The sequence below is a fragment of the Vibrio sp. PSi01 genome (assembly GCF_054960695.1).
On record NZ_JBHNYN010000001.1, the window covers coordinates 532,005 to 556,891 of the forward strand.

Sequence of the window (24,887 nt, forward strand, 5' to 3'; positions counted from 1 at the left end):
TTCTATGTTGTTATATAGATGTACTTTCACATTACGTGCCACTAAATTTATTTATTTATTTCAGTTAGTTAGAGTTTTTCTTTTAGGTTTTCTCATTTTGACAAGCAGTATGAGACACGTTTGATACGCAAACTGTAAGTGCAGCTAGAATGTAAATTGGCCAGTTGAAGCCTTGTGTGAGGAAGGTGCCAGATACTATGGTACCGACTAAACCGGCATACACGGCATAAGCGACGGCATTAAGTTCGGGTACGACAGACGTACTGGCTTGAGATAACCGTGCTAGTGTGGCTCTTGAGGTTCTGATTAACGAGATAATCAAAGTGACAAAAATGACTAAGCCAATAAAGCCTGTTTCTGCCAGAACGCCAAACCATGTGCTGTGAACTGCGTGATTCAAGCCGTCCCAATAGGAGCTATAGAAGAAGTAGTTTGAGTAGAAGTTATTTAAGCCAACACCTGTCAATGGATTTTCTACCGCCATTTTAAAGGCCGCTTCCCAAGCGTAAATTCTCCCCATGGCAGATTCATCAATACCTTGTTCCGCTGCCCCTCCAGATGATCTATCGCCTATACCTGCGACAAAATAGAGTACTATCGCGCCGACCGCCCCCAATGATATTAATAGCACTTTTGAACGAATGAGTTTCAGAGCAAAGATACCAACAACCGCAATCGAGCCAAGTAACCCACCTCGGCTTTGAGTAGCGATAATCGCAACTAACAATAAGACACAAACTAATGCACTAATTATCCGCTTGAAATTGGAAATACCGGGTGTAATGGTTTGGCTAATGGCGAATGCGAGCGGGAAAAGCAACACCAAGGCGAGATCGTTCGGGTCACCGAGCATCGAGCCTAAATCTCGTCCAATAGTCACCCTAGAACCTTCGACAATACCAATACCGTTTACTGAATTATAAACAGCGATGATACTCACTAAAGCCCCTGCATAGATAATAGTCATCGCTGTCTTTGCGAGGTTTTCCGTCGTATTAACCAACCAAGTAATGGCGAGCGTCATGACGATGATCTTCCAATAAATGCTTTTAAATTCTGCAAATGCGATTGAACGGCTAGATGCGAACACAAGGCCAACAATGGTCAGCAACCAAAAGATGGCCAGCCAGCTCAGTGAATGGTGCCAGAATATCTTAAGCTCTCTACTGATTAACGAATGCCATAGCAGTGCCGATAATGCTCCCAAAGATAATAGTAGAGGTATCTTTAATGGGTAAAGTTGAGGTAGTGCCTCATGAATTCTGAAGAATGAAAATACGACGAACAAAAGCACAAACCAAAACGCTTTATTGATAACGAATAAAGCGCCCAGCGGTATAAAGGCAAGCACGATAACCACCGCAGGATGAGGAACTAAATACCAAGCAGCACCAATTATTAGACTCATGGTTGAAAGCCCAATAATGAGTGGTGTTCTGTTGGCTTGGTAGTTCATCGCATCTCCTTGCGGCTTGCACATCAACGGATTCAGGTAGTCGAACTTTCTGAAAACTATCATGATTAAAATTTACGAAATATCGGCTTCTAAACTCAATAGAAAAATTTTGCGCGTATTAATAGATAGCAAGGTGAGTGCCACATGTGAATTGTAATTAAATCATTGAATTTAATGATTATTTACCTGGCAGGTTTCGATGGGTTTTGAGGTTATTTCAAATTGAGAATCAGATTGAATAGAAGCGTTACAGAGATCGAATTGGTTAACTAGACAGGATCTATCGACGAAAAGCGTTGATTCGATGACAATTAGCAATCATAGCAATCCAATATTTGGGGAATAACCGCTTGTGGAGAGTACCTTTCGACGATCGTGTTTCTTGCTTTATGACTCATCGCTGTTTTTCCTTTAAGTGAAAGTCGCAACCAATTTTCTAAGCAAGTGTTGAGTTCAGTTTCATTTTTGGCAATGTAACCACTGGTTTGATGTTCAATCAATTGTGGTAAATTACCAACCGCAGCCGCGATTACTGGAATACCACGTACCATTGCTTCGAGTGCCGCCATCGGTAATCCTTCATATCGAGAAGGTATCACCAACACATCGATGATTTGCCAAGCATAATCCATACATGATTGGTGTCCATGGAAAGTAAGATTGGTAGACGGGTTGTTCTCTAATATTTGCCTTTCTGGGCCATCTCCGAAAATATGAAATCGATGACTTGGGTGTGAGTTGGCCAGCGTCACGAACCTATCGGCTGCTTTTTCGTGACTCAAACGCCCAACAAAACCTATATCATAGATAGTTGTCGTATCTTCTTTAACATCTTTAACGAAACCAGAAGCAAAAAGGGACGATGGGCTTTCTGGAATTGAAATGAAATTATTGAGCAGTGTCGTTTGAGAGGGGATCTTATCCTTTATTTTGTCGCTCACTACTAAAGAGTGATTTGAGATAAAACCACTGTATCGATCTAAAAAATCGTACAACCACACTTTTCCTGTTGGCGTTTCACCGGCATGGTAAGTGGATACCTGATACAACTTGTTGGGCTTGACCAAGGATAACTTTGTCACCTTACTCATGATACTCGCTTTATAGCCGTGAGCATGAATGAGACATGGTCTATGTTGGTCAACTGCTTGTCTGATCTGCGACAACACATTCGAACCATTCGGTGCAAGATCGCAAAGGTTACAAAAGGGGATTTGTAATTGAGTTAAGCGTTGAATGATTGGAGGTTCTTGGGTGAACTTGGTGAGAAGGACGACTCTTACTTGTTTTTGGTGCTCAATTAAACCGAGGGCTAATTCAATAACATGAGTTTCGATTCCTCCAAAGGTTTGGCTGTCGATCAACAACCAAATCTCGTTTGACTTAATTTTATTTGGATCAAGAGCCAATTGTTCTTGATCCGATGTAAGGTGTGTTAGGACCGTATGACTAGGCTTGATTGTACTCATCTTCCGATTCCCAAGCCTGTTTCTTACGATAAACAGTAGAAGGGCTTAGCTCTAGCAATACTGCTGCATTTAGTACATTACCATCACAATGATTAATCGCGTGTTGAATGGCTTCGCGTTCAATTTGCCACATCGGACGAATTGCACCGTCGGTGGTCATTAATGGCGGTGTCATTGGTGCCTGTTGCGCTGGTATTTGATGATGTTGAGTTGCAGAGTTGAGTTCGAGTTCCTCTGGTGTCAAGGGTGGTAACTTGGTTTCAGGGGGCGCTGAATGTTGGGGGACTGCTACTGGCGACATATTTCGTATCGGATTGACACTTTTGGACGTTCTGATGTCCGTTTTATTAATTGGTGGCGGCACCATATCTTTAGTCACACTGGTTTCATTGTTCAACACCACGATATTTCTAATGACATTCTGCAATTGACGAACATTGCCTGGCCAAGGATAACGCTTCAACAACGCTTGCGTCTCTTTATCTATCGATCTGAATTTTTTCTTATCTTGCTTGGCATATAGCTTTAAGAAGTGGTTCGCCAAGGTGACAATGTCACTCCCGCGTTCTCTTAGTGGTGGCATCTCGATAGGCACAACGTGCACACGGTAGTATAGATCTTCACGGAACCGGCCTTCTTCCACTTCAACCAGTGGATCGCGGTTGGTTGCGCAGATGATTCGAACGTCGACTTTAATCTCGCGGTTACCACCGAGTGGTGTGAAAGTACCTGTTTGTAAGAACCTGAGGAGCTTTTTCTGCATCTCCAGTTCCATTTCACAAAGCTCATCGAGAAATAAGGTGCCGCCATGAGCTTGCATGGCTGAACCTTTTCGATCGGTTGTCGCACCAGTAAAAGCACCTTTGATATGACCGAAGATTTCACTTTCCATTAGGTCTCTAGGTATAGCGCCACAGTTAATCGCAACGAACGGTTTATCGCTACGTTGACTTTCTTGGTGTATCGCTTCCGCACAGACTTCTTTACCTGTACCACTCTCACCATTGATAAAAACACTGGCTGTAGTTGGCGCAACTGAGTCAATGATTTTGTAAACGGCTTGCATCGGTAGGCAAGAGCCTATGAAATTATGGAATCGGTCACGATCGAATTTGGTTTGAATATCGTCGACCAAGTTTTCGAGCTTTGCTCTGCGCAAGTGAAGATTAACCGATGTTTTTAAGCGATCTGCTTGAATGGGTTTTTCCAAGAAATCTTCTGCACCTCGTTGAATGAGGTCAACGGCGATATTCACAGAGCCGTGTGCTGTTGCAATGATAACCGCAGTCGGAACCTCGTTCTCACTGATCCAATCTAAGACCTCTTCGCCTGGCATATCCGGTAGTTTTAAATCGAGGATGACGAGCTGTGGTGCATGTCTCTTTATAAATGTTTTGGCTTCAGCGCCAGTTTCGACATGAAATATGTCGTATGGCTCATCTTTAACGTACTGTTTATAAAGTACGGCAAGGGAGGTGGAGTCTTCAACCAACAATACTTTAGGGCGCATTGTATAATTCCTTTTGAAACTTTATCCTAACCAATCAATAACATAGTGATATGTGACCATCAATACGAAACTAGTGTAATTGTTACCTACCGCATGCAATATTCTAATAAACAATTGGCTTTAGCGATCGCTGACACTGACTATGCTTAAGCTTGTCTTTACAAGAGTGATGTTATAGCGGCAACTAGCCAATATTGATATTCAAATAGGTTTAACCAAAGCCTTGGTCTTTTCTTTTTAGTAGGGCTTTAATCGAACGTTCTGCAAGCTCTAACAGTTCATCAACTCTAAGAAATACTTCATCATGCTTTTGTTCTAAACATTGTTTTTCTAACGTTCGAGCGAGCACAGACAGAGGGCGGTTACCTAACGCGAGTGCAGTGCTGCCGACGGTATGAACTTCAAACTCTAGAGCTTGAATATCGTTATTTTTGGCTGCTTGTCTTACTGCGGCCAAACGGATTTGTGATTCTTCTACGTAATGATCGATTAAAATTGGAATAATCTCTGCACTCGTATCACGAATCATTTGTTCTAAGATACTTTCATCTACAAGCTCTGTATCGGCCAGTTGTGCATTCGCTTGTTCATTCAAACCAGCAGATGTTTCTGAAGCTAAAGTCGAATTATTCACACTAAATCCTTTCATTGTGTGTTGAGGAAATACGTTAGCTTGAGGCTAATATCCATGAGTATTATTAAGTTTTAGTCATTTTCTAGAATAATTTCAACTGCTTGGCTTAAAAACTATGGCATGAATCAGTTAATATGGAAGTGTGTATCTAGTAAAGTTATAGAAGTAATACTCTGATTTTTCTAATATTTACTCAAGAAATATGAACTTAGGTGATTAGTAAACGAATTTGCATTAGATTGAGTCAGAATGACAAGCAAAGAGACGCACGCTGAAAGCTAAGAAAAGAAAAAGGCCACTGCATTTATTCATACAGTGGCCTAGGCTATTGCAGTTAGTTAAGTGCCAACTAACGATAAACTCCGAAGCTTAAAAGCTTAAGAGCGAACAAATTAAGCTAAGAAGCCTTATCAATATCAATCTTTGGTTTCGGCTTTGGGGCTGGCTCTACTTCTTCCTCGCTATTCTCAGTGAATATTTCAGCAACAGCACTTCGTTCTAGTTCGCCTTTAAGATTACCATCTTCATCAACAACAGGTAGGGAGTAATCACATGACATTGTATCAGGCAATATTTCTTCGATAACAGCATCAGGAAGTACCGCTGGTACTTCCTCATATATCTCTTCACTGAAGTCGTGTACTGACACATCTTCCACGGCGTCTTGCAGGCTTTCTTGAGTGACTAAGCCTTGATAGCCCTCATCTGTTACGTGGTAAGCGTAATCGTTTTTCAGCATCTTCATTTGAGCAAGCGCACCTTCAATCGTTTCTGAAGTGATGCGGTAAAGAGGAGGCTGCATCACCGTCTCAACCGTTAATGCACGCGCGCGGTTCACGTCTTTTACAAATGCTTCAACATAATCATCCGCAGGGTTAAGCAGAATTTCGTGAGGCGTACCTTGTTGGACCAACTCACCATCTTTCAAAATTGCAATTCGGTCACCTAAACGTAGTGCCTCGTCGAGATCGTGGGTGATGAAGATAATCGTTTTATGAAGTTTCTCTTGTAGCTCGATCAGTTGATCTTGCATTTCGCTTCGAATCAACGGATCGAGCGCCGAGAAGGCTTCATCCATCAGTAGAATTTCAGCGTCAGTACATAAAGCACGCGATAAGCCGACACGTTGTTGTTGACCGCCAGAGAGTTGAGCAGGGTATTGTTGCTCATAACCCTTAAGCCCAACGGTTTCAAGCCACTCAGTCGCCTTTGCTAGCCGCTGCTGTTTCTTGATCCCTTGAACTTCGAGACCGTACGCAACGTTTTCAATGACCGTTCGATGGGGCATTAAACCAAAACGTTGAAAAACCATCGACATTTTATGGCGTCGAAACTCTTCTAGTTCTTTGGTATTAAGGTTCATGACATCAATACCTTCGACGGTGATCTTACCTTGAGTCGGGTCAATTAGGCGGTTGAAGTGACGAATTAGTGTCGATTTACCAGAACCAGAAAGCCCCATGATAACGAATATCTCGCCACGGTTAATTTCTAGGTTAATCTCTTTTAAACCAACAGTGTGACCAGTGTCTGCCAATATGGCATCTTTGTGCTCGCCGTTGGTAACTCGGTTCATCACTGACATTGGTTTTGGTCCAAACACTTTGTATAGACCACTAATTTCAATCAATGGTTTAGTCATGTTTGAATCCTCCTAGGTGTGCGTTGGTTCTACGTGCATAAGCTTGTGAAGCTCGGTCAAATAAGATAGCCAAAGCCACAATCGCGAAACCATTCATTAGGCCTAAAGTGAAATATTGGTTAGTGATTGATTTAAGAACCGGTTGCCCTAAGCCTTTAACGCCAATCATTGAGGCGATAACAACCATAGACAGTGCCATCATGATGGTTTGGTTGATACCGGCCATAATCGTTGGCATCGCAAGCGGTAACTGAACACCCCACAAACGTTGTTTCTTACTTGCCCCGAATGCTGTCGCGGCTTCTAACACTTCTTTATCTACTAAGCGTATACCAAGGTTAGTAAGACGAATTACTGGTGGGATAGCGTAAATCACAACGGCGATTAAACCTGGGATTTTACCAATACCCAAAAGCATCACTACTGGGATTAGGTAAACGAACGCAGGCATGGTCTGCATGATGTCGAGGAGTGGTGTCACGATTGATTGCACGCGATTAGAACGAGCCATCGCGATACCAATTGGGATCCCTAGGAAAATGGAGACTAAAGTACATACTGTTATAATACTGAGTGTCCGCATCGTATCTTCCCACATACCAAAGTAACCGATGAGAAGCAGGGAGCAGACACAACCCAAAGCCAATTTCCAAGAACGACTCGCGGCGTAAACTAGAGCGGTACAAACGCCAAGTACGATAAGCCAAGGGGTCGAAATAAGGAGTTTTTCAAACCAAACAAGGAAGGAAAGAAGGGGATCAAATAGTGATTCGATCATTTCTCCGTATTCACGGGAAAATTCACGGTATGCGCCATCTAGCGCCTTTTTTATTGCTCGCAAATCAGAGCGTTCCATCTCAGGAAAGCTTGATAACCAATTGCTGTCAGCCATTTTTATATCCTTATAGTCCGGAGCCACTTGTTCGTTAAGCTAACCCCATTTTTATAAGTTAGGGGTAATTAAAGTAGTGTTAGCGAACAAGGCTCCGAATCATGAATAACATCAAGTATAGCGACGTTATTTCCATTTTATTGAGCGTAATGATTGTTGAACTGCAGTTATCGTTGACTCCTAGCTATCAGTGAATCTAGCGATGTTCAAAAATAACGGCGATCAAACTTAGTAAGTTTGGCTATTGCCAAACGTAGTATTACAGCTCAGCTTCAACTTTCTTAGCCACTTCTTCCGAAACCCATGGGTGCCACACTTCTGGGAACTCGCTCAAGAAATGGATACTCGCTTCTTCACCATCTGCTTGGTTATCTTCCATCCAAGCAAGAAGTGAGTTCATTTTGTCGTTAGTGAAACCACGCTTAGTAAAGTAGTCGTACGCTTCGGGTGCGCGTGACGCAAAACTTTCTGTCGTAATAGTATGGACTGGCGAAGGCGGGTACATGGTAGCTTTCGGTGAGTCACAGTCTTCTTTAGTTGTACAGTTAAGGAACTCTTGTTCGTCAACGCCACTTCCAAAGTCAACTTTCACCATGTCGTATTTACCAAGAACGGCAGTCGGTGCCCAGTAATAACCAAACCAAGCTTCTTCGCGTTCGTAAGCTTTTGCGATCGACCCAGATAAACCGGCACTCGATCCTGGGTCAACAATAGTGAAGCCGCTATCTTCTAACTTAAGCGCTTCAAACAAGTTTCCGGCACTAATTTGGCAGTTCCAACCAGCTGGACAGCTGTAGAATGCAGATGTATCTGGGTCCTCAGGGTGTTTAAACATGCTTGCGTTTTTACGTACACCTTCGATGGTCGCCATCTCCGGGTACTGTTTAACTAAGTAAGCTGGAACCCAAAAGCCTTCTTCACCACCGTTTACTAGTGCTTTTCCTGCATAGCGGAGGCGTTTCTCGTTCACACCTTTATCAAGTGCGTCTTTAAGGCTGTTACTCCAAAGTTCTGGTGCGACATCGGGTTGGCCTTTTTCAATCATAGAAGTGCCAGTTGGCATGGTGTCACCAGGGATAAGTTCAGCGTCACAACCATAACCATGTTCTAAGATGAATTGGTCGATATTGGCGATCAGTGTTGCAGAGTTCCAGTTCATATCTGCGATTGTTACGCTGCCACATTCTCCAGCGTTAGCATTACCGCTGGCTGCTGCTACTAACAAAAATACGGAGCTTAACTTGTATTTCATATTGAGTTTCCTTTCTCTTTAATAATACAACCAAGCTAATCAAGGTCACTTGACTAACTAAATTGCTCGATGGTGATCCTTTCTGTGTATTGAACCATTTGAGCAGAAGGAGGGATGGGATAAAACAGAGTAGATAAGCGCGCAAAGCAGATAAGTGTGATTCGCTTGATTCATCCACTGTGTTTCACAGCCATCGGATAACTTTGTCAAACTATTACAAATTCGTCAAAAACCACCTCTATTTATAATCTTAGGGAATAATCGTACAAATTCCATCTTTGATGCGATCTACGTGGCACTTTAACAGTCTGGGTCACATTCCAGCGAAATTAGGCACAGAGGTGTTGATTTTAGAGTGGATTTGAAGGTGCTAAGACCATGATTGGCGAGTGTGAAATGCGTTGAATTTGCTTTAAAATCTGATTTTAACAGTTAATTTCGGCAAAAATTATCAATTTTGATTTGAGTGAAAAGTAAAGGGAAACGACTAAACAGGTCTCTGTCACTTTAGAATGGCAGCGAGTAAATGCTATTTAAATCTTATTATCTGACGAGCTCGAAGTATTTGATACAAATGGTGCCGAAACCTAATTCTGTTGAAGAATTAGGCCATCACATTGGTAAATTCAAGAATTCATTGCGATGAAGTCTATTCGCCAAGTTGTCGCGAACTTTTTGAGGGATAAACTTCATCCGATTCACCTGTCTAACAAGCTCTTGAGCAAAACTAGGGTGTTGTTTCATGTTCATCACACAACCCATCATAGAAATACTCTTCGCTTCGAGTAATTTCTTCGCTTGAGCAAGGTGATGGATTGATGTTTCTCCGTAAGCAACAACCAGCAGCGCACCATCACAAGCACTCGCAACCGATTGAGCTGGAATATTGCCTTTATTAATATTGAGCAAAGGTGAGGTGTCAACGATCACACGGTCATACTTTTCTAACCATTGAGTCACTGCTTTTTGAAGCGTTGCTGGGTCTTTATATGCCAATTGAGTCGATACCACGTCCGGAGCTGGGACGCCTATGAACATGCGCTGTGATTCGATGTGTTCAATAAGTTGCCCCGACTGATCTTCTTCAAGCACGTTCACATTCTTAAAAGCGGGATTAAACAAGTTAAGATCAACATATAGAGTCGAATGACCCGCCAATAAGAAACGCTCTGCAAGTGCAGTAGCAACAGATGTTACGCCGTCACCAGAGTGGCAAGCAGTGACACAAATTGAACGTTGATCGTTAAGTTCTGAAGCTAGGTACAATTGTTCAACTTCGGCATGTGTTGCTGAAATAGTCATTATAACGCTCCTATTAGGACGATAGTGGTCGTGATGCGTAAGATGTCGTCTAAACCTACACGTGCTTTTTCAATAAAGCTTTCACGGCGGTCAGGGATGTAAATCGTGTCTCCTGCGCGCAGCACCGGTAGGTTGTAAATATTGGCAGTTTTACTAAATTCAACAAGGTCAAAGGTGCGAGCTTGCCCTTGGCAGCAAGACATGTTCACAATGGTAATTTTTTCTACGTAAGCACTGTCTGTAGGGCCTGCGGCTTCGGCCAAGATATCAAGAATGGTCATGTTGTCATTAAACACATATCGACCAGGGTTGTTAATGGCACCAAGGACACGAACCGTCTCTTCTTTTGGTGTATCTAACCAGTTTTTGCCTTTTTCTGGGATGTAGATTGTATCCCCAGTAGTTACGTTTGGCAGTAACGATTCATCACCTGTTTCAAAATACAGCGACAGGTTCAGTTTACTGACCTTAGAATAAGTTTTATCGCGGTGTGTAACACGAACATTATGTATGTCAGCGTCCTTAGTTGGACCATCAGCTGCTGACAAGATATCTAAGAAGTGCATGTCTTTTGTAAAGCGGTAACGACCTGGCGCATTCACTTGTCCAAAAATGTAGATTGAAGCGTCTGAGCTTTGACGTACCCATTGTGATTTATTGTCGGATGGGTCTTGTGGTAAGTCGTGCACTCTTACGATAGAACCTGATCGTATATAAGGCATTTGATCACGCGGTGCGCCATTTTTAATGAACTCATCAAGATTAAACACAACTAACTTTCTACCTGTCACAACTTCAATCTTTGAGGTGTCTGCACGTAGTGTTGGACCGCCAACGTGTGCTAACAAGCCCATGAAGTTCATTTCATCTGACCATTCGATACGGCCAGGTCGGTTCACTTCACCAATCACGTTAACGGCTCTGTCTGGTGTGATTTTTAACCATGATTTTTCGTTCATGTCTGTTTTCTCAGGAACAAAAATCGCATCACCCGCTTGAATTGAAGGGGGAGCTGAATTTGCAAGACCTTCTGTATAAGCGGCCAGATCGAACTTAAGTACGCGACCGTTGGATTTGATCACACGGATTTGTCTCGATTCAGCAAAGCGAGTAGGGCCTCCTGCGTTAGCCAATATATCCATAAAGGTCGCGCCTTTTTTTCCTTCAAAAGCACCAGGCGCAGCAACTTCACCCATGACATAAACCGTGTTCGCACCAGATTTAATCTCTTCTTCCTGTTTAGGGACAAAAACCGTTGAACCCGGACGGAGAATTGGAAGCATGCTTTCATCGCCAGAATCTAGATAGCGCTTTAAGTTGAACAGAGTCGGTGTGTTGTTCGAGATAACACGGATTTGCTCGACACTTGCGTAACGCGTTACGCCACCAGATCGCATCAATACGTCGACTAAGTCTGAGTTTTCTTTATAGGTAAAAGAGCCTGGAGCATTTACTTCACCAAAAACCTTGATAGAGTTACGAGAATCAGCGCTATCACCTGAGTTAGCAAGCTTCGCGGCATCAAACTCTTGTTCAATGTTGCCCACTAAAGGAGACGCTGGAACAAACAACGAATCGAGCGATTGAAGGGTTGGAAGAGTTGATTCGTCCCCTGAATCTAAGAAACGTTTGTAGTTAAATTCTGTGTTATCGGAGCCACGCTTTAGGATGAGTTTGTCTAATTGTGCACCGGGACGTAAACCACCCGCAGCATACAATGCCATCTGAATGCTAGAACCCAGTGACAATGTGTACTCACCAGGTTGCTCAACGTAACCTTGGACAGAGATAATAATTTGCTGTTCTTTCACATAAACGGAAGCGTTTGATAGATCTTTGTAAGCGGTTGCCAGTGCCTCTAACACTACTTTATTTAATTGGTCATTATCGTAACCCGCAACAAACACAGTGCCGACTTCAGGAAGGGTAATTCGGCCGCGCTTGTCGACTTGGAAGCCTGTGTTCAAAGTGCTTTCACCGGGTACATTAACTTGAATAAGATCGCCCACTTGTACTGCACCTGTAAACTCATCTTCAGCAGTGGTCAGTGTCGAAAAACAAAGCGAGATGCTGAAAATCAGCGTCATTATAATTTTCATAGCGCACCTCCCATTTTCTCAGCATTTTCAGGCGAAATAATTTCAATACTTACTCGGCGATTGGTCAGGTGTGTCCCGTCTGTTTCACCTTCGAAAAGTGGTACGGTTTCACCAACAGAAACAGCTTTAATTCTAAGAGCATCTAACCCAAATATAGTTAGGTAACGTTCTACTTGTTTAGCACGTCCAAGTGCCAGTTTGTCGTTGTATTCTTCAGGACCTGAAGCATCGGCATGACCAGTGACAACTAAGTCCAGCGATTTGTGTTCTTTCAATAGGTTGGTCGCTTCAGCAAGTCGTCCCATGTATTTTGGGTTAACTTCAGTTGAGTTTTCAGCGAATTGGTTGTCGACGTTGAGTAAATCGTACAGTTGCTGAATGACAGAAAGTTGCATACGGAATTGGTTTTCGTTTTTAGGTGGCTCGCAACGCGCTTGAGAAGTCACGTAATCAAGTTGAACTTCCAGTTCATTCAAGCGCTTTCTTTGGATAACCAAATCGTTAGCTGCATCTAACAGCAATCCGCCTTGCAGTTCACGAGCGATACGGTTTTGTTTTTCGATAGCTTGAACGACAGCCGCAGGGAAGCACCAACGTGCCCCTTCTTGTATTAGGGCATCTAGATGGAGTTTTGCTAGTTGCCAATCGAAACGCAGGCCGTGTTCTGGGCCTAGAGGTTCGTCTGGCATAACAGGCGAGAAATCTGAATTTTGATAGTTTGTGGAATCGTAACTTTCAGCTAATCCGCCGGTACCATGTTCTGGGTAGCTTGTGCAACCCAGAAGTAGAGCAGACAGAGAAAGGGCTATGTAGTTTTTCAGTATTTTCATGCCAACGTCCTTGTTTTTTTTTTTTATTATTATTTTTTGTTACTTCTAGCTTAGTGGATCTTCATGAATTAGTAGGATTTTTTGAGTTAACTGGGATCGCGTGACCGATGCGTAATAAATTCATGATTTCAAGTGGTTGGCCTGATACATTTTCTAAGCGCATGTTCCTTTCTCGCTCAGTAAGACGTTTGAACATGTATACAATAGCCCCCACGCCTGATGAATCAAGAAACTGAACTTGGCTGAAATCAACTTCGATTTCTTGGTGACCATCGTTTGAAATAACATCATCAATATCGGTTTGAGCATCTCGGCTACCCGCTGCGTCTAGGTTACCAAAAATTGAAAGAGTCAATGTGGTTGTGTTTAAGTCAATCTTACGTAATTCCATAGCGTTATCTCCTTGAATGTATGAGTTAACAAGAGCACGTAATATGCCAACTTTTATATTGTTTATTTTCAATAGCTTAAATTGGTGTTTGAATTGGTTATCATATTGAGAAAGTTAAATTCTCATTCTGAGAACTAAAAATGAGTGGCTTTTTGAGAGCTATAACCAATTAGTTTTGCGAATGAAACGCTAGTCCGAATAAGGTTGATGGTTGAGTCGCATCTTTAATTAAATACCACATACTGAAACTAAGGACCATTTAGGATATAGCGTACTTGGGATAAAAAGAGAGCAAACAATGAGATTAACGAAATTGGCGATTGCGACCCTTTGGGCTTGTTCATTCACATCTCATTCTTCTTACTTACCACCAGAACACTTGGTTTTAGCCAACAACTACCAGCAAGGCATCGATGTTTCTCAATACTGGACCAGTGAAAAGCTAGATGGTATTCGAGCCTTGTGGGATGGCGAACATCTTTATACTCGCAATGGCAACCGAATTTATGCACCTAATTGGTTTATAGAAAAACTGCCAAAAGTTCAGTTAGAAGGAGAGTTGTGGGCTGGAAGAGGTAATTTTCATATCGTTCAACAAACTGTTTTGGATCATATACCCAGTGATACCGCATGGAGAAAGATTGATCTTATGTTGTTTGATATGCCTGGCGCAGCAGGTGATTATCAGAAACGCTATTACAATATTATTCATTGGGTCAGTGTGATTAATGAGTCCCACGTTGGTTATGTCGAGCATTATCCAATTCATAACGAAGAGACCTTGTTTCACCAATTAGACAATGTGGATGAACGTAATGGTGAAGGTTTGATGCTGCGTAAAATCACCAGTCGCTATCAAGCAGGTCGAAGTAATGATTTGTTGAAATTGAAAAGGCACCACGATGCCGAAGCAACGGTGATTGGCTATAAAGGTGGGACGGGTAAATACAAAGGAATGATGGGTTCGATACTGGTTCATACCGAAGGGGGTGTTGAGTTTTACATAGGAAGCGGGTTTAGCGATAAATTGAGATTGGCGCCGCCAGAGATTGGTAGTCGAATTACCTTTCGATACAACGGATTCACTCAAAATGGCAAGCCCAAATTTGCGCGTTTTGTCAGAGAGAAAAGTGAATATTAAGACATACTCGATATAGTGACCCGACAAATGCTATATCGACTTAGAAATAAATGCCTGTCTACGCTTACCTTATAAAAAGAGCCCTGAAAATCAGAGCTCTTTTTGTATGCGGTATCGATTCTTGCTGTTTGTTGAGAGCTAAATTAACGAGAACTAAACTCGAGCTGCACGTCATCATCCTGTTTATGCATCCAATGAAGACGCATGCCTAGCATAATAGCGGCTGATGTTAGACCGATAATGAAACCAATCCAAAAGCCGTGAGCGCCCATAGGCTCAACAATCCAATCTGTCATACCTAAAATGTAACCGATCGGTAGGCCAAGTAACCAGTATGCGACGAAAGTAATGTTAAAAATCGATCGCATGTCTTTGTATCCACGAAGAGCGCCCGCAGCTATCACTTGAATTGCATCAGTACATTGATAAACCGCAGCGAAAATAAGCAGCTGCATTGCAATGGTGATTACTGCTGTGTTTTCTGTGTAAAGCAATGATACTTGCTCTCTGAACAACACTGTCAAGGCCGCTGTCATCAATGCAGTCACCAAACCAACGATTATGCCAACATGTGTAGCAATCTTTGCGCCTTCGGTATTGTTTTCACCTAACTTATGACCAACACGAATACTGACAGCTGCGCCTATACTCATTGGAATCATGAATATCAAAGACGAGAAGTTGATCGCAACTTGGTGCGCAGCAACAATCAATGAGCCTAATGGAGCGACCAGAAGCGCAACAACAGCAAACAAGGTCACTTCAAAGAACAGAGCAGCAGCAACAGGAAAGCCGAGTTTGAACAGTCGAATTTGTGCCTTTAACTCTGGTTTATGGAATTGACCAAAGATGTTGATCTTCGCTAGTCGTTTTGAAGTCAGCACATACGCAAACAACAGAGCAAACATTATCCAGTATACGATAGCGGTTGCGACGCCACAGCCAACACCACCAAGAGCCGGTGCGCCAAGCTTACCGTATACAAACATCCAGTTGAGCGGGATATTCAATAACAAACCGATAAAACCAATGACCATCGCGGGTTTCGTCAAAGACATGCCGTCAGTAAAACTTCTCAAAGTTTGAAAAAGTAAGAAGGCTGGTACCGCAAACATGACTGCATACATGTAGCCAATGGTTTTTTTCGCCATTAAGACTTCTATATCCATCAGCTCAAGTATTGCTTGAGTTTGGAACAGTACACCGATGATTGGTAATGAGATAATTAACGCAAGCACTATGCCTTGTTGAATTTCGTATGGAATCTTTGCTTGTCTACCAGAACCGTTAAGTTGAGCAACAACAGGGACCAATGCCATCAGCAAGCCGACACCGAACAAAATCGAAGGCAACCAAATACTCGCAGCAATAGATACTGCGGCCATATCAATCGCACTTACGCCACCTGCCATCACAGTATCGACAAAACCCATTCCGGTTTGTGCCACAGATGCGATCAACACTGGGGTCGCAAGTTTGATTAGATTCAAGGCTTCTTCTTTGTAACGATGCACAAATTACTCCAGATTAGAGATTAAATTAGATTGAAAATGTGGGAATGGACACTCTGAAGAAATCAAAGACGCTGATCATTAAGCTTCCACTGGACGAATCATAAAGAAATGTCACAATAACTGCTATGAAAAACTGTTACTAAAATGCTAAATAGGAATCTTATGTTTACAGGTATCGTTCAAGGTATGGCAACACTGGTTGCGATAAACAAAAAAGAGTCGTTTCAAACCCATACCATTGAGTTGACAGACAAAATGGTAGAGGGCTTAGCGATTGGTGCTTCAGTAGCTCATAATGGCTGTTGTTTAACGGTAACTGAAATTTCAGGAAACCGTGTTGCGTTTGATTTAATGCAAGCAACGTTAAGATTAACTAATCTCGGTCAGTTGAATATTGGGGACGAAGTAAACGTAGAGCGTGCAGCTAAGTTCGGTGATGAAATTGGTGGCCACAGCATGTCCGGACACATTACGCTAATGGCAAAACTGGTTGAAGTCATCAAAACGGAAAACAACCGTACACTATGGTTTGAAATGCCAGAAGCGTCGATGAAGTACGTGCTAAGTAAAGGCTACATTGGTGTTGATGGATGTTCACTGACTATTGGTGAAGTCGAAGACAACCGTTTCTCTGTGCATCTCATTCCAGAAACATTGAATCGAACTTTGTTTGGAGGACGTGAAGTCGGAGATGAGGTCAATATTGAATTCGACCCTCAAACACAAGCGATCGTCGATACCGTTGAACGTATTATGGCGAACAAAAAGTAGCCTGAACCGTTAGCTTTAGGCTGGCTTGCACGTTTAACTATGATGGTTAAACGAATAAAAGTTGAAGCTGGCGGCTGAATAACTAGTGAAAATCACAAGCTGTATCATTCGATGGCTTAAACAATAAAAAGAGCACTTGATGTGCTCTTTTTAGCTTTGTTGTTGCTAGTATGACTTTAGGCATGTGGCAACAGTCATACTTGTTAGCAAACCTTTTTTAGAAAACCTGTTCGTCATCGGCATCAATCGATAGGTTTATCCTATCTCTAACTTCGTCGACCTGCATGTCCAAGTGAATGGCGTTGCAGCAAGCGGGGCAGTCATCGTAAAAATCCTGACTGCCATTGGAGGCGTCGAGCGTTATGCTGATTGCATGCCCGCAATGAGGGCAGGACACGTGTTTTTCTGTGTATTTATGCATGGCAAGTTCTCCTCACTGTAACTGATACTAACCTAAGTCGCTTATATCGATCGTGATAGCTTGAATCGTTTTGGTCAACCACCGTGATTGGTACTAAACGGCTTGAATCTTCTGAATACATGCTTCGGTTTGCGCTAAGTATTCGCCGCCAAATTGATTGCAGTGATTGAGAAGATGGTACAAGTTATAAATGTCTTTTCGATCAGTATAGCCAACGTCCAAAGGCATGACGCTTTGATAGCCTTCATAAAACTCTTGAGGGAACCCATGAAACAATTCTGTTAATGCAATATCACATTCATGGTCACCCCAATAACATGCAGGGTCGTAACAGATAGGGCCAAACGCTGAATTAGCCACGTTACCATTCCAAAGATCGCCATGAAGTAGTGAAGGGGGTGGGTTACGGCTCGCTAGTCGCATATTCACCACGTCGACTATATCGTCAATGTCGCCAAATTCGATGCCTTTTTCTTTCAACAGCTGAAGTTGGAAACCAATACGTTGTTCAGAGAAAAAACGTCCCCATTTTTTATGCCACGGATTAGGTTGAAGAGTAATGCCTATGTAATTGTCTTGATCGCAACCGAACTCTTTTTGCTCTCCCCATTGATGAAGTCGGGCAAGCTGTACACCAAAATCAAAGCTGTTATTGCCAGTTTCAAGCGGCTTAGTTGGCAAGTAATTCAGGATAATGAACGAGCACTCCTTAGTCTTACCAATAAGCACAAGCTCAGGTACATAAACGGTGGAGGTATCTCTTAATAAGCGCAGGTTCTCAGCTTCTATTTCAAATTTAGGTAGAAACTCTCGTTGATTTACCTTAACAAAATAACGCTCATTGCCGTCGCTAATCATATAGCAATCGTTAATGTCACCACCAGAAACCTTAGTACGTTCAGTGATCTGAAAGTTGAATAAAAGTGTATCTGAAAGCTGTTGAGAAATGGCCTGCCACATAGGAAATCCTCAAAGAACGGTTGGTTAGAAATACGGTTTGTTGATTAACAATAGTTTAGGATAAAACTGAGCGATTTATAGACGCACTAGTCAATGTTCTTAATTCTAAGCCTTCTTATGATGAATGAATTGGCTAATCTGTGAACTCAAGCTAATTCAATACCATTGATAACTCGATAAAAAATGACAAATGGTAGCCATATGCACTTTGGAATAAACCTCACAGTTGACGTTCAATGTTAGGCTACTAACTAGAAAAGTGCGCATGGGTTGTTATTGTTTACGCTTAAATTTTAGTAGGTACTCATGCTAGGGTAAGTCATGGATAGCAAAACTTATGTTCTTGCGTATTTAAAAATGTTGAAAGCTATTGCTAAGTCGAACTTTCTGGCTTTATTTGTATATTGATTCAATTTTGAGCTTAAATGCTAACAGGGATCATTTAAATACGACTTTTGATAATAAAATGATGACAAATGACTTCATTTACATAGTATTAGCTTAATACGTATTAATCTGCTCTAGAGCTTAAAACGGAGATTTATTGTGGTTGTAGAAACCGATGGCTATTTGGCTTTAATCGAGCACTTATCGTTCAATTTGGATGTATTTACCAACAGTAATGGTGATACAGGAAATGAAAGTGTAGAAGACATTGTTACTGACATGATTTCAACCAACATCATGGCTATCTTTGAACAAAATCCTGAACTGCACTCTAGCGTGCGCTTTCAATTGTTGAAAGAAGCAGATGCCGTAGTCGCTGATTTAGGTGAAGTGCTTGCGGGCGTTTGGGCAAAGAAAGCAACTAACGAGCAGATTGTGTTCCTAGACGAATACATCGCCTTAGTTAAAAACTTATTTGATACTGCTGTCGCTAAATACGATTAACCGTCAGAGCTTATTTCTTTAAGCATTAGAAGTTTTAAGCACCAGTATTTTGAACGACTCTATTTGAAGCACTAATATTTTAAGCGTTAGTGCTTCTTACGTACATCTATTCACCGGGTCGTAAGCGTTATCAAAGAGGTGAAAGACTGACGCGTTATATGCGCCTAAAGTGCCAAAACTTCGAAGCCCAATAAGGGTTATCCAACCTTGAGATAATCACACCTTTAGATGTCGACGCATGTAAGAACTGTTTGTTTCCCAGATAAACACCTACATGTCGTACTTTTGGTGAGGTTTTGAAAAATACTAAGTCACCACTTATTGCTTGCTCATACGCAATTTCTACACCTTGTTTACTCTGATCTTTGGTCGTGCGCGGCAAAGCCTGTTGCGTTGCATTCTGAACAGCGATTTGAACGAAAGCCGAACAATCTATTCCTCGAAATGAAGTGCCGCCAAAATGATAAGGGACACCTTTCCATTGCTCGTACACGCTCAAATACGCATTTGCGGTAGCTTGCTCTGATTTCGATAAGGGTTTTGACGGTACTTTATTGTAACTAAAAGGCGGTGGCGTAGAGCTACAAGCAGTCAATGTTACTAAAGTTATTGTAACTGCAAGCATTTTTCTGATTTTCATATGTAACTCTTCTGACAAAAAACTGAAATAAAAACGTCATCAACGACTTCTAGTATACGGAACAACTTAAGGATATCTCTTTTCGTAGTCAAACTGGATTTCACATGCCCGACACAAATTTATCAATAAAACCTTCACGTTATACATTCTCGCTCATTCAAACCGTCACTGCTGTATTTATTTCGATTCTTTTGCTCGTCACCTTTTTATCGATGGTCAGTATTCGAGGTGTAGAGCGGGTTGGAGGGCATTTTGATACGTTGTCTGAACAAGCATTGCCCCTAGCACTAAACAACGCTCAGTTGACGCAGAGCGTATTAGAACAAGTAAAACTCCTTACCTACAGCACGCAATCAACCGATTTAGACACACTCAACACAACACGATCAGCAATTGAGCAATTAGCTGCAGAGAGCAATCAAACGCTAGACGAACTTCTTTTTATTTCTCAATCCTTCCCCGATGCGATTTCTCTAGAGCAAAAGCAAAGCCTGATTGATGATATGGCTCAGCTACAACATATGACCAACAGCGTGTTATTGGCTCAGATTGATATTCAAGGTAAACAAAACCTCATTGATAGCCAAATAGGAGGGTTTCGCTACGGTGTTAGTTCTATTGGGCCTGAAATGAATCGTATTAGCTCTTTTTTAGTTCAGAATAACCCCGAAGCACATGATGCCGCTAACCGATTCACGGCAAGTGCTTCGGCAATGGCGAACACATTCTTAATGCTGTTGATGCAATCTGACTTAGACAAAGCGGAAGATGAATTTCGAGAGTTAAGAAATCGCATTGCAGGAATAAACTTAGCGTACGACGATTTTTCAGAATGGCATCCAGATATTGTTGAGTTTGCCAGCCTGACTGCACCTTATGACATGGTGAAAGAAGGATTCACAGAAGAAGGGGTGATCAAACAGATCCTCTGGAAATTAGAGTTAGCTGAAAAACAAAAACAGAATTTAGCTGAAGTCATTACCTTAGCGAACAAGGTTATCGGCACACTGAATCAATTATCATCGACGGCTTCACACTTGATTGATGCAAGTGAGTTGGTTGTAAACCAAACCATCACTAACATTGACAGGGTGTTATTCACTAGCGGTTTAGTGATCGCTGTGATCATTATTATTTCGTGGCTTGTGCTACGTCATTGGGTCAACAAAGGCTTAAAAAATATTACCCAGCAGCTGAATTTACTCGCCGAACATGACTTTTCTAAACAAAGCGAATTAGTAGGGCCATTAGAGCTGCAGGTTATCGCATCACAGTTAAATACCGTCGTAGATTCCACCGCCGACTCAGTTCGCTTGGTCACTCGAAACTGTGAAACACTTTATCAAACAGCAGAAGTTAGTCACGATGCTGCAGAGCAGACGAATTCAAGCTTAAACGAGCAGAATGAATCTCTGCAAAACATGATCACAACGATTACTCAACTTGAAGCTTCTATAGGCGAAATTGCACGTATCTCGAATGCATCGAACGATGACGCTCAATTAGCGGAAGATGAATCGGTCACCGGAAGTCAGGTGGTTGGCTTGAATCAACAGCGTCTTCAGGCATTAGAGCACTCGTTAAGCTTGAACGAAGAATCGATGGCAGATCTAGACGGGCGAGTAAAACAAATTCGTGAAATGGTTGATATGATCAGTGGCATTGCTGAAAACACCAACCTATTAGCCCTTAATGCTGCGATTGAAGCTGCACGTGCCGGAGAACAGGGCCGTGGCTTTGCAGTGGTTGCAGATGAAGTAAGAAAACTGGCGAGCGGTACATCCCAGCAAACCACCAATATTCGCAGCATGATGAATGAGCTGGTGGCTGCAGCTGATCGATCTCGTATGTCAGTCAGCGAGTCTCGAAGCGAAATGGCTAATGCATTGAAAACCAGTGGTGATGTAAAACAAGCTTTTGAGAAAATCGACGTAGCAGTCAGCCAGATAAAAGGTAGAGTTGAGCAAATCATGGTCGCAACCGAACAGCAAGCTCGCGCTACTGTTGATGTAACCCATTCCATTACACGCGTGTCAGAGCAGGGCGAAAACACTAAGCTACAGCTAGAGTCTATGATTGAAAGCTCAGAGCAAGTTGCTGACATTGCAGGGCATCAACAAGCGATGCTTCATAAGTACGTATTAAGTAGATAACCAGTTAGAAAAGATTTCTCTGAATAACAAGCCAGCGTCTCGATACCAAGAGCAAGGCGCTTAAACTCATTATTAGCGCGGAATGACTAATAAATGGTTTGAGCGCCTGCTTTTTTTGGGCCTTATATTGAAAGATGGCATGTAGAAAACAAACCGCTACTTTGATTTTCTTGAATGTGGGTAATGGACAAATGGTTGACGCAGCATGAAATCCAATCTCTGTTCTTTGCCATCTTGTATCTCAGGCACGCCAATGTGGACGTGATCGTGTCCAAGCATAGGCTGGGCACGATAAGTCTTAAACCAGATATCCCAAACCGATAAAAAGAAGCCAAAATTAGAATGGGTTTCTTTCACAATGACCGAGTGATGAACACGATGCATGTCTGGTGTCACAATCACTTTTCTCAATCGCTTATCAATCCAAAGTGGTAGACGTGCATTACTGTGGTTAAACATCGCGCTCGCGTTAAGCACAATTTCAAATATCACCACGGCAATCACTGGAACCCCAAGGGTGATCACTAAACTCACTTTGATAAGCATAGAAAGCATCATCTCAATTGGATGAAATCGTGTACCTGTTGTGACATCAATATCTAGGTCGGCATGATGCACTCGATGTAATCTCCAAAGCCAAGACACACGATGAAACACCAAGTGTTGCAGGTAAATGGCGCAATCCAACAGCAATACACAGATCAGTACAACGAGTTCTTTAGGAAGTGACAGGGTATTAAATAAACCCCATTGGTTGTCTTGTGCAATGACAGCCGCTTGGAATGCAGCAATAGGAATAAGTGTGGCTAGCAGAAAACTGTTGAGTGCAACCAACGCAAAGTTGTTCCCCCAACGGAACCACTTATTTTGAGTTAGCGTTTTGCGTGGAAAACGGTACTCCCAAATCGCACATAATCCAAAAACGACAATAAAACAAACAAGGCGAAGCAGTGATGGGTCTTGCATGGGAATTCCTTCTATCATTCTAAGGTCACTGTAAGTACAATCGTGCAACTTTTCTAGATCTATCGTTATTATCCATGAGAATCCACGCTTTTCACCGTTTATATCAACACCGCTTGTCTATTGCTACTAAGCCGTTTAACGCGCGCGGGTGCAAAGTCGTGCGATGCGAATACTGCAAAATAAAACAAGACAGCTGCATCTGCGAGCATCAACCGAATATAGATACGAATGTCGCTACGATGTTGATCTTGTCAGACAACGAAATCTTGAAGCCAAGCAATACAGGCCGATTGATTGTTGATACGGTCAAAGACAGCTATGCCTACCTTTGGCACCGTACTGAGCCGAATCAAGAGATGCTTGATGTTCTAAAGGATGGTAAATATCAACCCGTTGTTGTATTCCCTGAAGGCTACACCGATGACAAAACGCGAGTGGTTCAAGATTTACCACAAATGCGCGATCCTAATAAAACACTTCTTCTTATCTTCATCGATGGTAGTTGGCGTGAAGCGAGACGCATCTTCCGCCGTTCAGAGTATCTGCAAGATTTACCTGTGTTGTCGATTGAGCCTGAATCGGTTTCTCAATACATGATGAGAAAGTCAGATAACGAACAACACCTCTCAACGGCAGAAGTCGCCAGCTTAGTTTTAAAGCAAGCTGGCGAAGAAGAGGGCGCGAAGACTTTACAACTTTGGTTTGAAGTATTTCGTGAAAGCTACATGTTAAGTAAGACGCGTTATAAGTCAGATCCGACTAAACCTAGCTTGAATGCTTTCATAGAACACAGCAAAAATGAGAAGTCACTCTAACCTTTAACCGCTATGTGCTGACTTGTTGTTCAAACAGACTCGAACACAAGATAAGTTTGTTATCTATCACGGTTTGTAGGGGGAGTGTTATGGATAATGCTCCTTAGTTGTTTATTTACAAAATTTTATTTGCCCGAATTTAGGGAAGAATTGGAGAGATTTCATGTATTACGGCTTCGATGTTGGCGGCACAAAAATTGAGTTTGGTGCATTCAACGAGAAACTTGAGCGAGTGGCAACAGAGCGTGTACCGACGCCAACTGATAACTATCAATTATTACTTGATACGATTGCTGGTTTAGTAAAAAAGTACGATAACGAACTGTCTTGCGAAGGCAAAATTGGCCTTGGCCTTCCTGGCATGGAAAACGCAGACGATGGCACTATGCTTGTTGTTAACGTACCTGCATCAACAGGTAAGCCGCTACGTACAGATCTAGAAGCGCTTATCGGTCGTAGTGTGAAAATCGAAAATGATGCGAACTGTTTTGCGCTTTCAGAAGCATGGGATGACGAACTTAAAGATGAACCTTCAGTTGCCGGCCTGATTCTTGGTACTGGTTTCGGTGGCGGTTTAGTCTTCGACGGTAAGGTATTCTCCGGTCGTAACCACGTGGCAGGTGAGCTAGGCCATATGCGCTTACCTCTTGATGCTTGGCTTCACCTTGGCGATAACGCACCGTTACTTGGTTGTGGTTGCGGCAAAAAGGGCTGTTTAGACAGTTACTTGTCAGGTCGTGGCTTTGAGCTGATTTATGATCACTATTTTGGTGAGAAGAAAAAAGCAGTTGAAATTATTCAAGCTTACAACGAAGGTGAAGCAAAAGCTGTTGAGCACGTAGATCGTTTCATGGAGTTATTGGCTATCTGTTTTGCAAACCTATTCACAGCGCTTGACCCGCATGTTGTTGCGCTTGGTGGTGGCTTGTCTAACTTTGAGCTTATCTACGAAGAGATGCCAAAACGTATTCCTAAATACTTGTTGCCTGTGGCGAAATGTCCGAAAATCATCAAAGCAAAACACGGTGATTCAGGTGGCGTTCGTGGTGCTGCATTCCTTAACATTAAGTAATCTCAACTTAACGTTAAGCGATTAAAAACTATAAATAAAAATGCCGCAATCTCGAAAGAGGTTGCG

Annotated in this window: 22 protein-coding genes; 6 read left to right on the forward strand and 16 right to left on the reverse strand. The window is 42.3% G+C overall.

The window, feature by feature from the left end:
* Positions 1–82: 82 nt before the first annotated feature.
* The 11 genes from ACFI6G_RS02420 to ACFI6G_RS02470 form a co-directional block, all read right to left on the reverse strand.
* A complete protein-coding gene (locus ACFI6G_RS02420) occupies positions 83–1,456 on the reverse strand; it encodes an O-antigen ligase family protein (protein WP_016793295.1) in 1,374 nt (457 codons plus the stop codon).
* Positions 1,457–1,767: 311 nt separating this feature from the next.
* The gene (locus ACFI6G_RS02425) at positions 1,768–2,925 is read right to left on the reverse strand and encodes a glycosyltransferase family 4 protein (protein WP_016793296.1); all 1,158 of its coding nucleotides are present in this window, start codon (positions 2,923–2,925) and stop codon (positions 1,768–1,770) included.
* On the reverse strand, positions 2,906–4,435 hold the full coding sequence (locus ACFI6G_RS02430) for a sigma-54-dependent transcriptional regulator (RefSeq protein ID WP_016793297.1): 1,530 nt from the start codon (positions 4,433–4,435) through the stop codon (positions 2,906–2,908). The genes ACFI6G_RS02425 and ACFI6G_RS02430 overlap by 20 nt, the downstream gene beginning before the upstream one ends.
* Positions 4,436–4,646: 211 nt before the next feature.
* The gene (locus tag ACFI6G_RS02435) at positions 4,647–5,069 is read right to left on the reverse strand and encodes an Hpt domain-containing protein (protein ID WP_010440937.1); all 423 of its coding nucleotides are present in this window, start codon (positions 5,067–5,069) and stop codon (positions 4,647–4,649) included.
* A 397-nt stretch (positions 5,070–5,466) separates the two neighbouring features.
* Positions 5,467–6,711 carry a quaternary amine ABC transporter ATP-binding protein gene (locus ACFI6G_RS02440; RefSeq protein WP_010440936.1) on the reverse strand — a complete coding sequence of 415 codons (1,245 nt, stop codon included), beginning with the start codon at positions 6,709–6,711 and terminating at the stop codon, positions 5,467–5,469.
* The gene (locus ACFI6G_RS02445; protein WP_010440933.1) at positions 6,704–7,603 is read right to left on the reverse strand and encodes an ABC transporter permease; all 900 of its coding nucleotides are present in this window, start codon (positions 7,601–7,603) and stop codon (positions 6,704–6,706) included. The genes ACFI6G_RS02440 and ACFI6G_RS02445 overlap by 8 nt, the downstream gene beginning before the upstream one ends.
* 259 nt (positions 7,604–7,862) lie before the next feature.
* Positions 7,863–8,855: an ABC transporter substrate-binding protein gene (locus ACFI6G_RS02450; RefSeq protein ID WP_010440931.1), complete on the reverse strand. Its 993-nt coding sequence runs from the start codon at positions 8,853–8,855 to the stop codon at positions 7,863–7,865.
* Positions 8,856–9,467: 612 nt separating this feature from the next.
* Positions 9,468–10,157, reverse strand: a complete 690-nt coding sequence (locus ACFI6G_RS02455) for a P-loop NTPase family protein (RefSeq protein ID WP_010440929.1) — start codon at positions 10,155–10,157, stop codon at positions 9,468–9,470.
* A complete protein-coding gene (locus ACFI6G_RS02460) occupies positions 10,157–12,256 on the reverse strand; it encodes an SLBB domain-containing protein (protein ID WP_010440926.1) in 2,100 nt (699 codons plus the stop codon). The genes ACFI6G_RS02455 and ACFI6G_RS02460 overlap by 1 nt, the downstream gene beginning before the upstream one ends.
* Positions 12,253–13,086 carry an OmpA family protein gene (locus ACFI6G_RS02465; protein ID WP_016790727.1) on the reverse strand — a complete coding sequence of 278 codons (834 nt, stop codon included), beginning with the start codon at positions 13,084–13,086 and terminating at the stop codon, positions 12,253–12,255. The genes ACFI6G_RS02460 and ACFI6G_RS02465 overlap by 4 nt, the downstream gene beginning before the upstream one ends.
* A gap of 61 nt (positions 13,087–13,147) precedes the next feature.
* The gene (locus tag ACFI6G_RS02470) at positions 13,148–13,477 is read right to left on the reverse strand and encodes an STAS domain-containing protein (RefSeq protein ID WP_010440922.1); all 330 of its coding nucleotides are present in this window, start codon (positions 13,475–13,477) and stop codon (positions 13,148–13,150) included.
* A gap of 298 nt (positions 13,478–13,775) precedes the next feature.
* Between ACFI6G_RS02470 and ACFI6G_RS02475 the strand changes: the two genes are divergently transcribed.
* Positions 13,776–14,618, forward strand: a complete 843-nt coding sequence (locus ACFI6G_RS02475; RefSeq protein WP_016793298.1) for a DNA ligase — start codon at positions 13,776–13,778, stop codon at positions 14,616–14,618.
* Positions 14,619–14,761: 143 nt separating this feature from the next.
* On the opposite strand, the gene ACFI6G_RS02480 is transcribed toward ACFI6G_RS02475, so the two are convergent.
* Entirely contained in the window at positions 14,762–16,132 is a 1,371-nt protein-coding gene (locus ACFI6G_RS02480) for an MATE family efflux transporter (RefSeq protein ID WP_010440918.1), read from the reverse strand.
* A 162-nt stretch (positions 16,133–16,294) separates the two neighbouring features.
* On the opposite strand from ACFI6G_RS02480, the gene ACFI6G_RS02485 reads away from it, so the two are divergent.
* On the forward strand, positions 16,295–16,903 hold the full coding sequence (locus ACFI6G_RS02485) for a riboflavin synthase (protein ID WP_016793299.1): 609 nt from the start codon (positions 16,295–16,297) through the stop codon (positions 16,901–16,903).
* A 217-nt stretch (positions 16,904–17,120) separates the two neighbouring features.
* On the opposite strand, the gene ACFI6G_RS02490 is transcribed toward ACFI6G_RS02485, so the two are convergent.
* Both ACFI6G_RS02490 and ACFI6G_RS02495 read right to left on the reverse strand, forming a co-directional pair.
* Entirely contained in the window at positions 17,121–17,324 is a 204-nt protein-coding gene (locus ACFI6G_RS02490; RefSeq protein ID WP_004733789.1) for a CPXCG motif-containing cysteine-rich protein, read from the reverse strand.
* A gap of 93 nt (positions 17,325–17,417) precedes the next feature.
* The gene (locus ACFI6G_RS02495; RefSeq protein ID WP_016768084.1) at positions 17,418–18,284 is read right to left on the reverse strand and encodes a fructosamine kinase family protein; all 867 of its coding nucleotides are present in this window, start codon (positions 18,282–18,284) and stop codon (positions 17,418–17,420) included.
* A gap of 546 nt (positions 18,285–18,830) precedes the next feature.
* Here ACFI6G_RS02495 and ACFI6G_RS02500 point away from each other — a divergent pair.
* On the forward strand, positions 18,831–19,175 hold the full coding sequence (locus tag ACFI6G_RS02500; protein WP_010440912.1) for a DUF3802 family protein: 345 nt from the start codon (positions 18,831–18,833) through the stop codon (positions 19,173–19,175).
* A gap of 154 nt (positions 19,176–19,329) precedes the next feature.
* Here the strand turns inward: ACFI6G_RS02500 and ACFI6G_RS02505 are convergent, their stop codons facing one another.
* Positions 19,330–19,815 (reverse strand): C40 family peptidase, encoded by a 486-nt coding sequence (locus ACFI6G_RS02505; protein ID WP_016768083.1) that lies wholly within the window; start codon positions 19,813–19,815, stop codon positions 19,330–19,332.
* Positions 19,816–19,919: 104 nt separating this feature from the next.
* Here ACFI6G_RS02505 and ACFI6G_RS02510 point away from each other — a divergent pair, with 104 nt between their 5' ends.
* Positions 19,920–21,968, forward strand: coding sequence for a methyl-accepting chemotaxis protein (locus tag ACFI6G_RS02510; protein ID WP_016768082.1), 2,049 nt, complete (start codon positions 19,920–19,922; stop codon positions 21,966–21,968).
* Positions 21,969–22,124: 156 nt separating this feature from the next.
* On the opposite strand, the gene ACFI6G_RS02515 is transcribed toward ACFI6G_RS02510, so the two are convergent.
* Positions 22,125–22,934, reverse strand: a complete 810-nt coding sequence (locus ACFI6G_RS02515) for a sterol desaturase family protein (protein ID WP_016784874.1) — start codon at positions 22,932–22,934, stop codon at positions 22,125–22,127.
* A 74-nt stretch (positions 22,935–23,008) separates the two neighbouring features.
* Between ACFI6G_RS02515 and ACFI6G_RS02520 the strand changes: the two genes are divergently transcribed.
* Positions 23,009–23,749: a tRNA-uridine aminocarboxypropyltransferase gene (locus ACFI6G_RS02520; protein WP_198589677.1), complete on the forward strand. Its 741-nt coding sequence runs from the start codon at positions 23,009–23,011 to the stop codon at positions 23,747–23,749.
* A 163-nt stretch (positions 23,750–23,912) separates the two neighbouring features.
* Positions 23,913–24,821 carry an N-acetylglucosamine kinase gene (nagK, locus tag ACFI6G_RS02525; protein ID WP_010440902.1) on the forward strand — a complete coding sequence of 303 codons (909 nt, stop codon included), beginning with the start codon at positions 23,913–23,915 and terminating at the stop codon, positions 24,819–24,821.
* Positions 24,822–24,887: the final 66 nt, after the last annotated feature.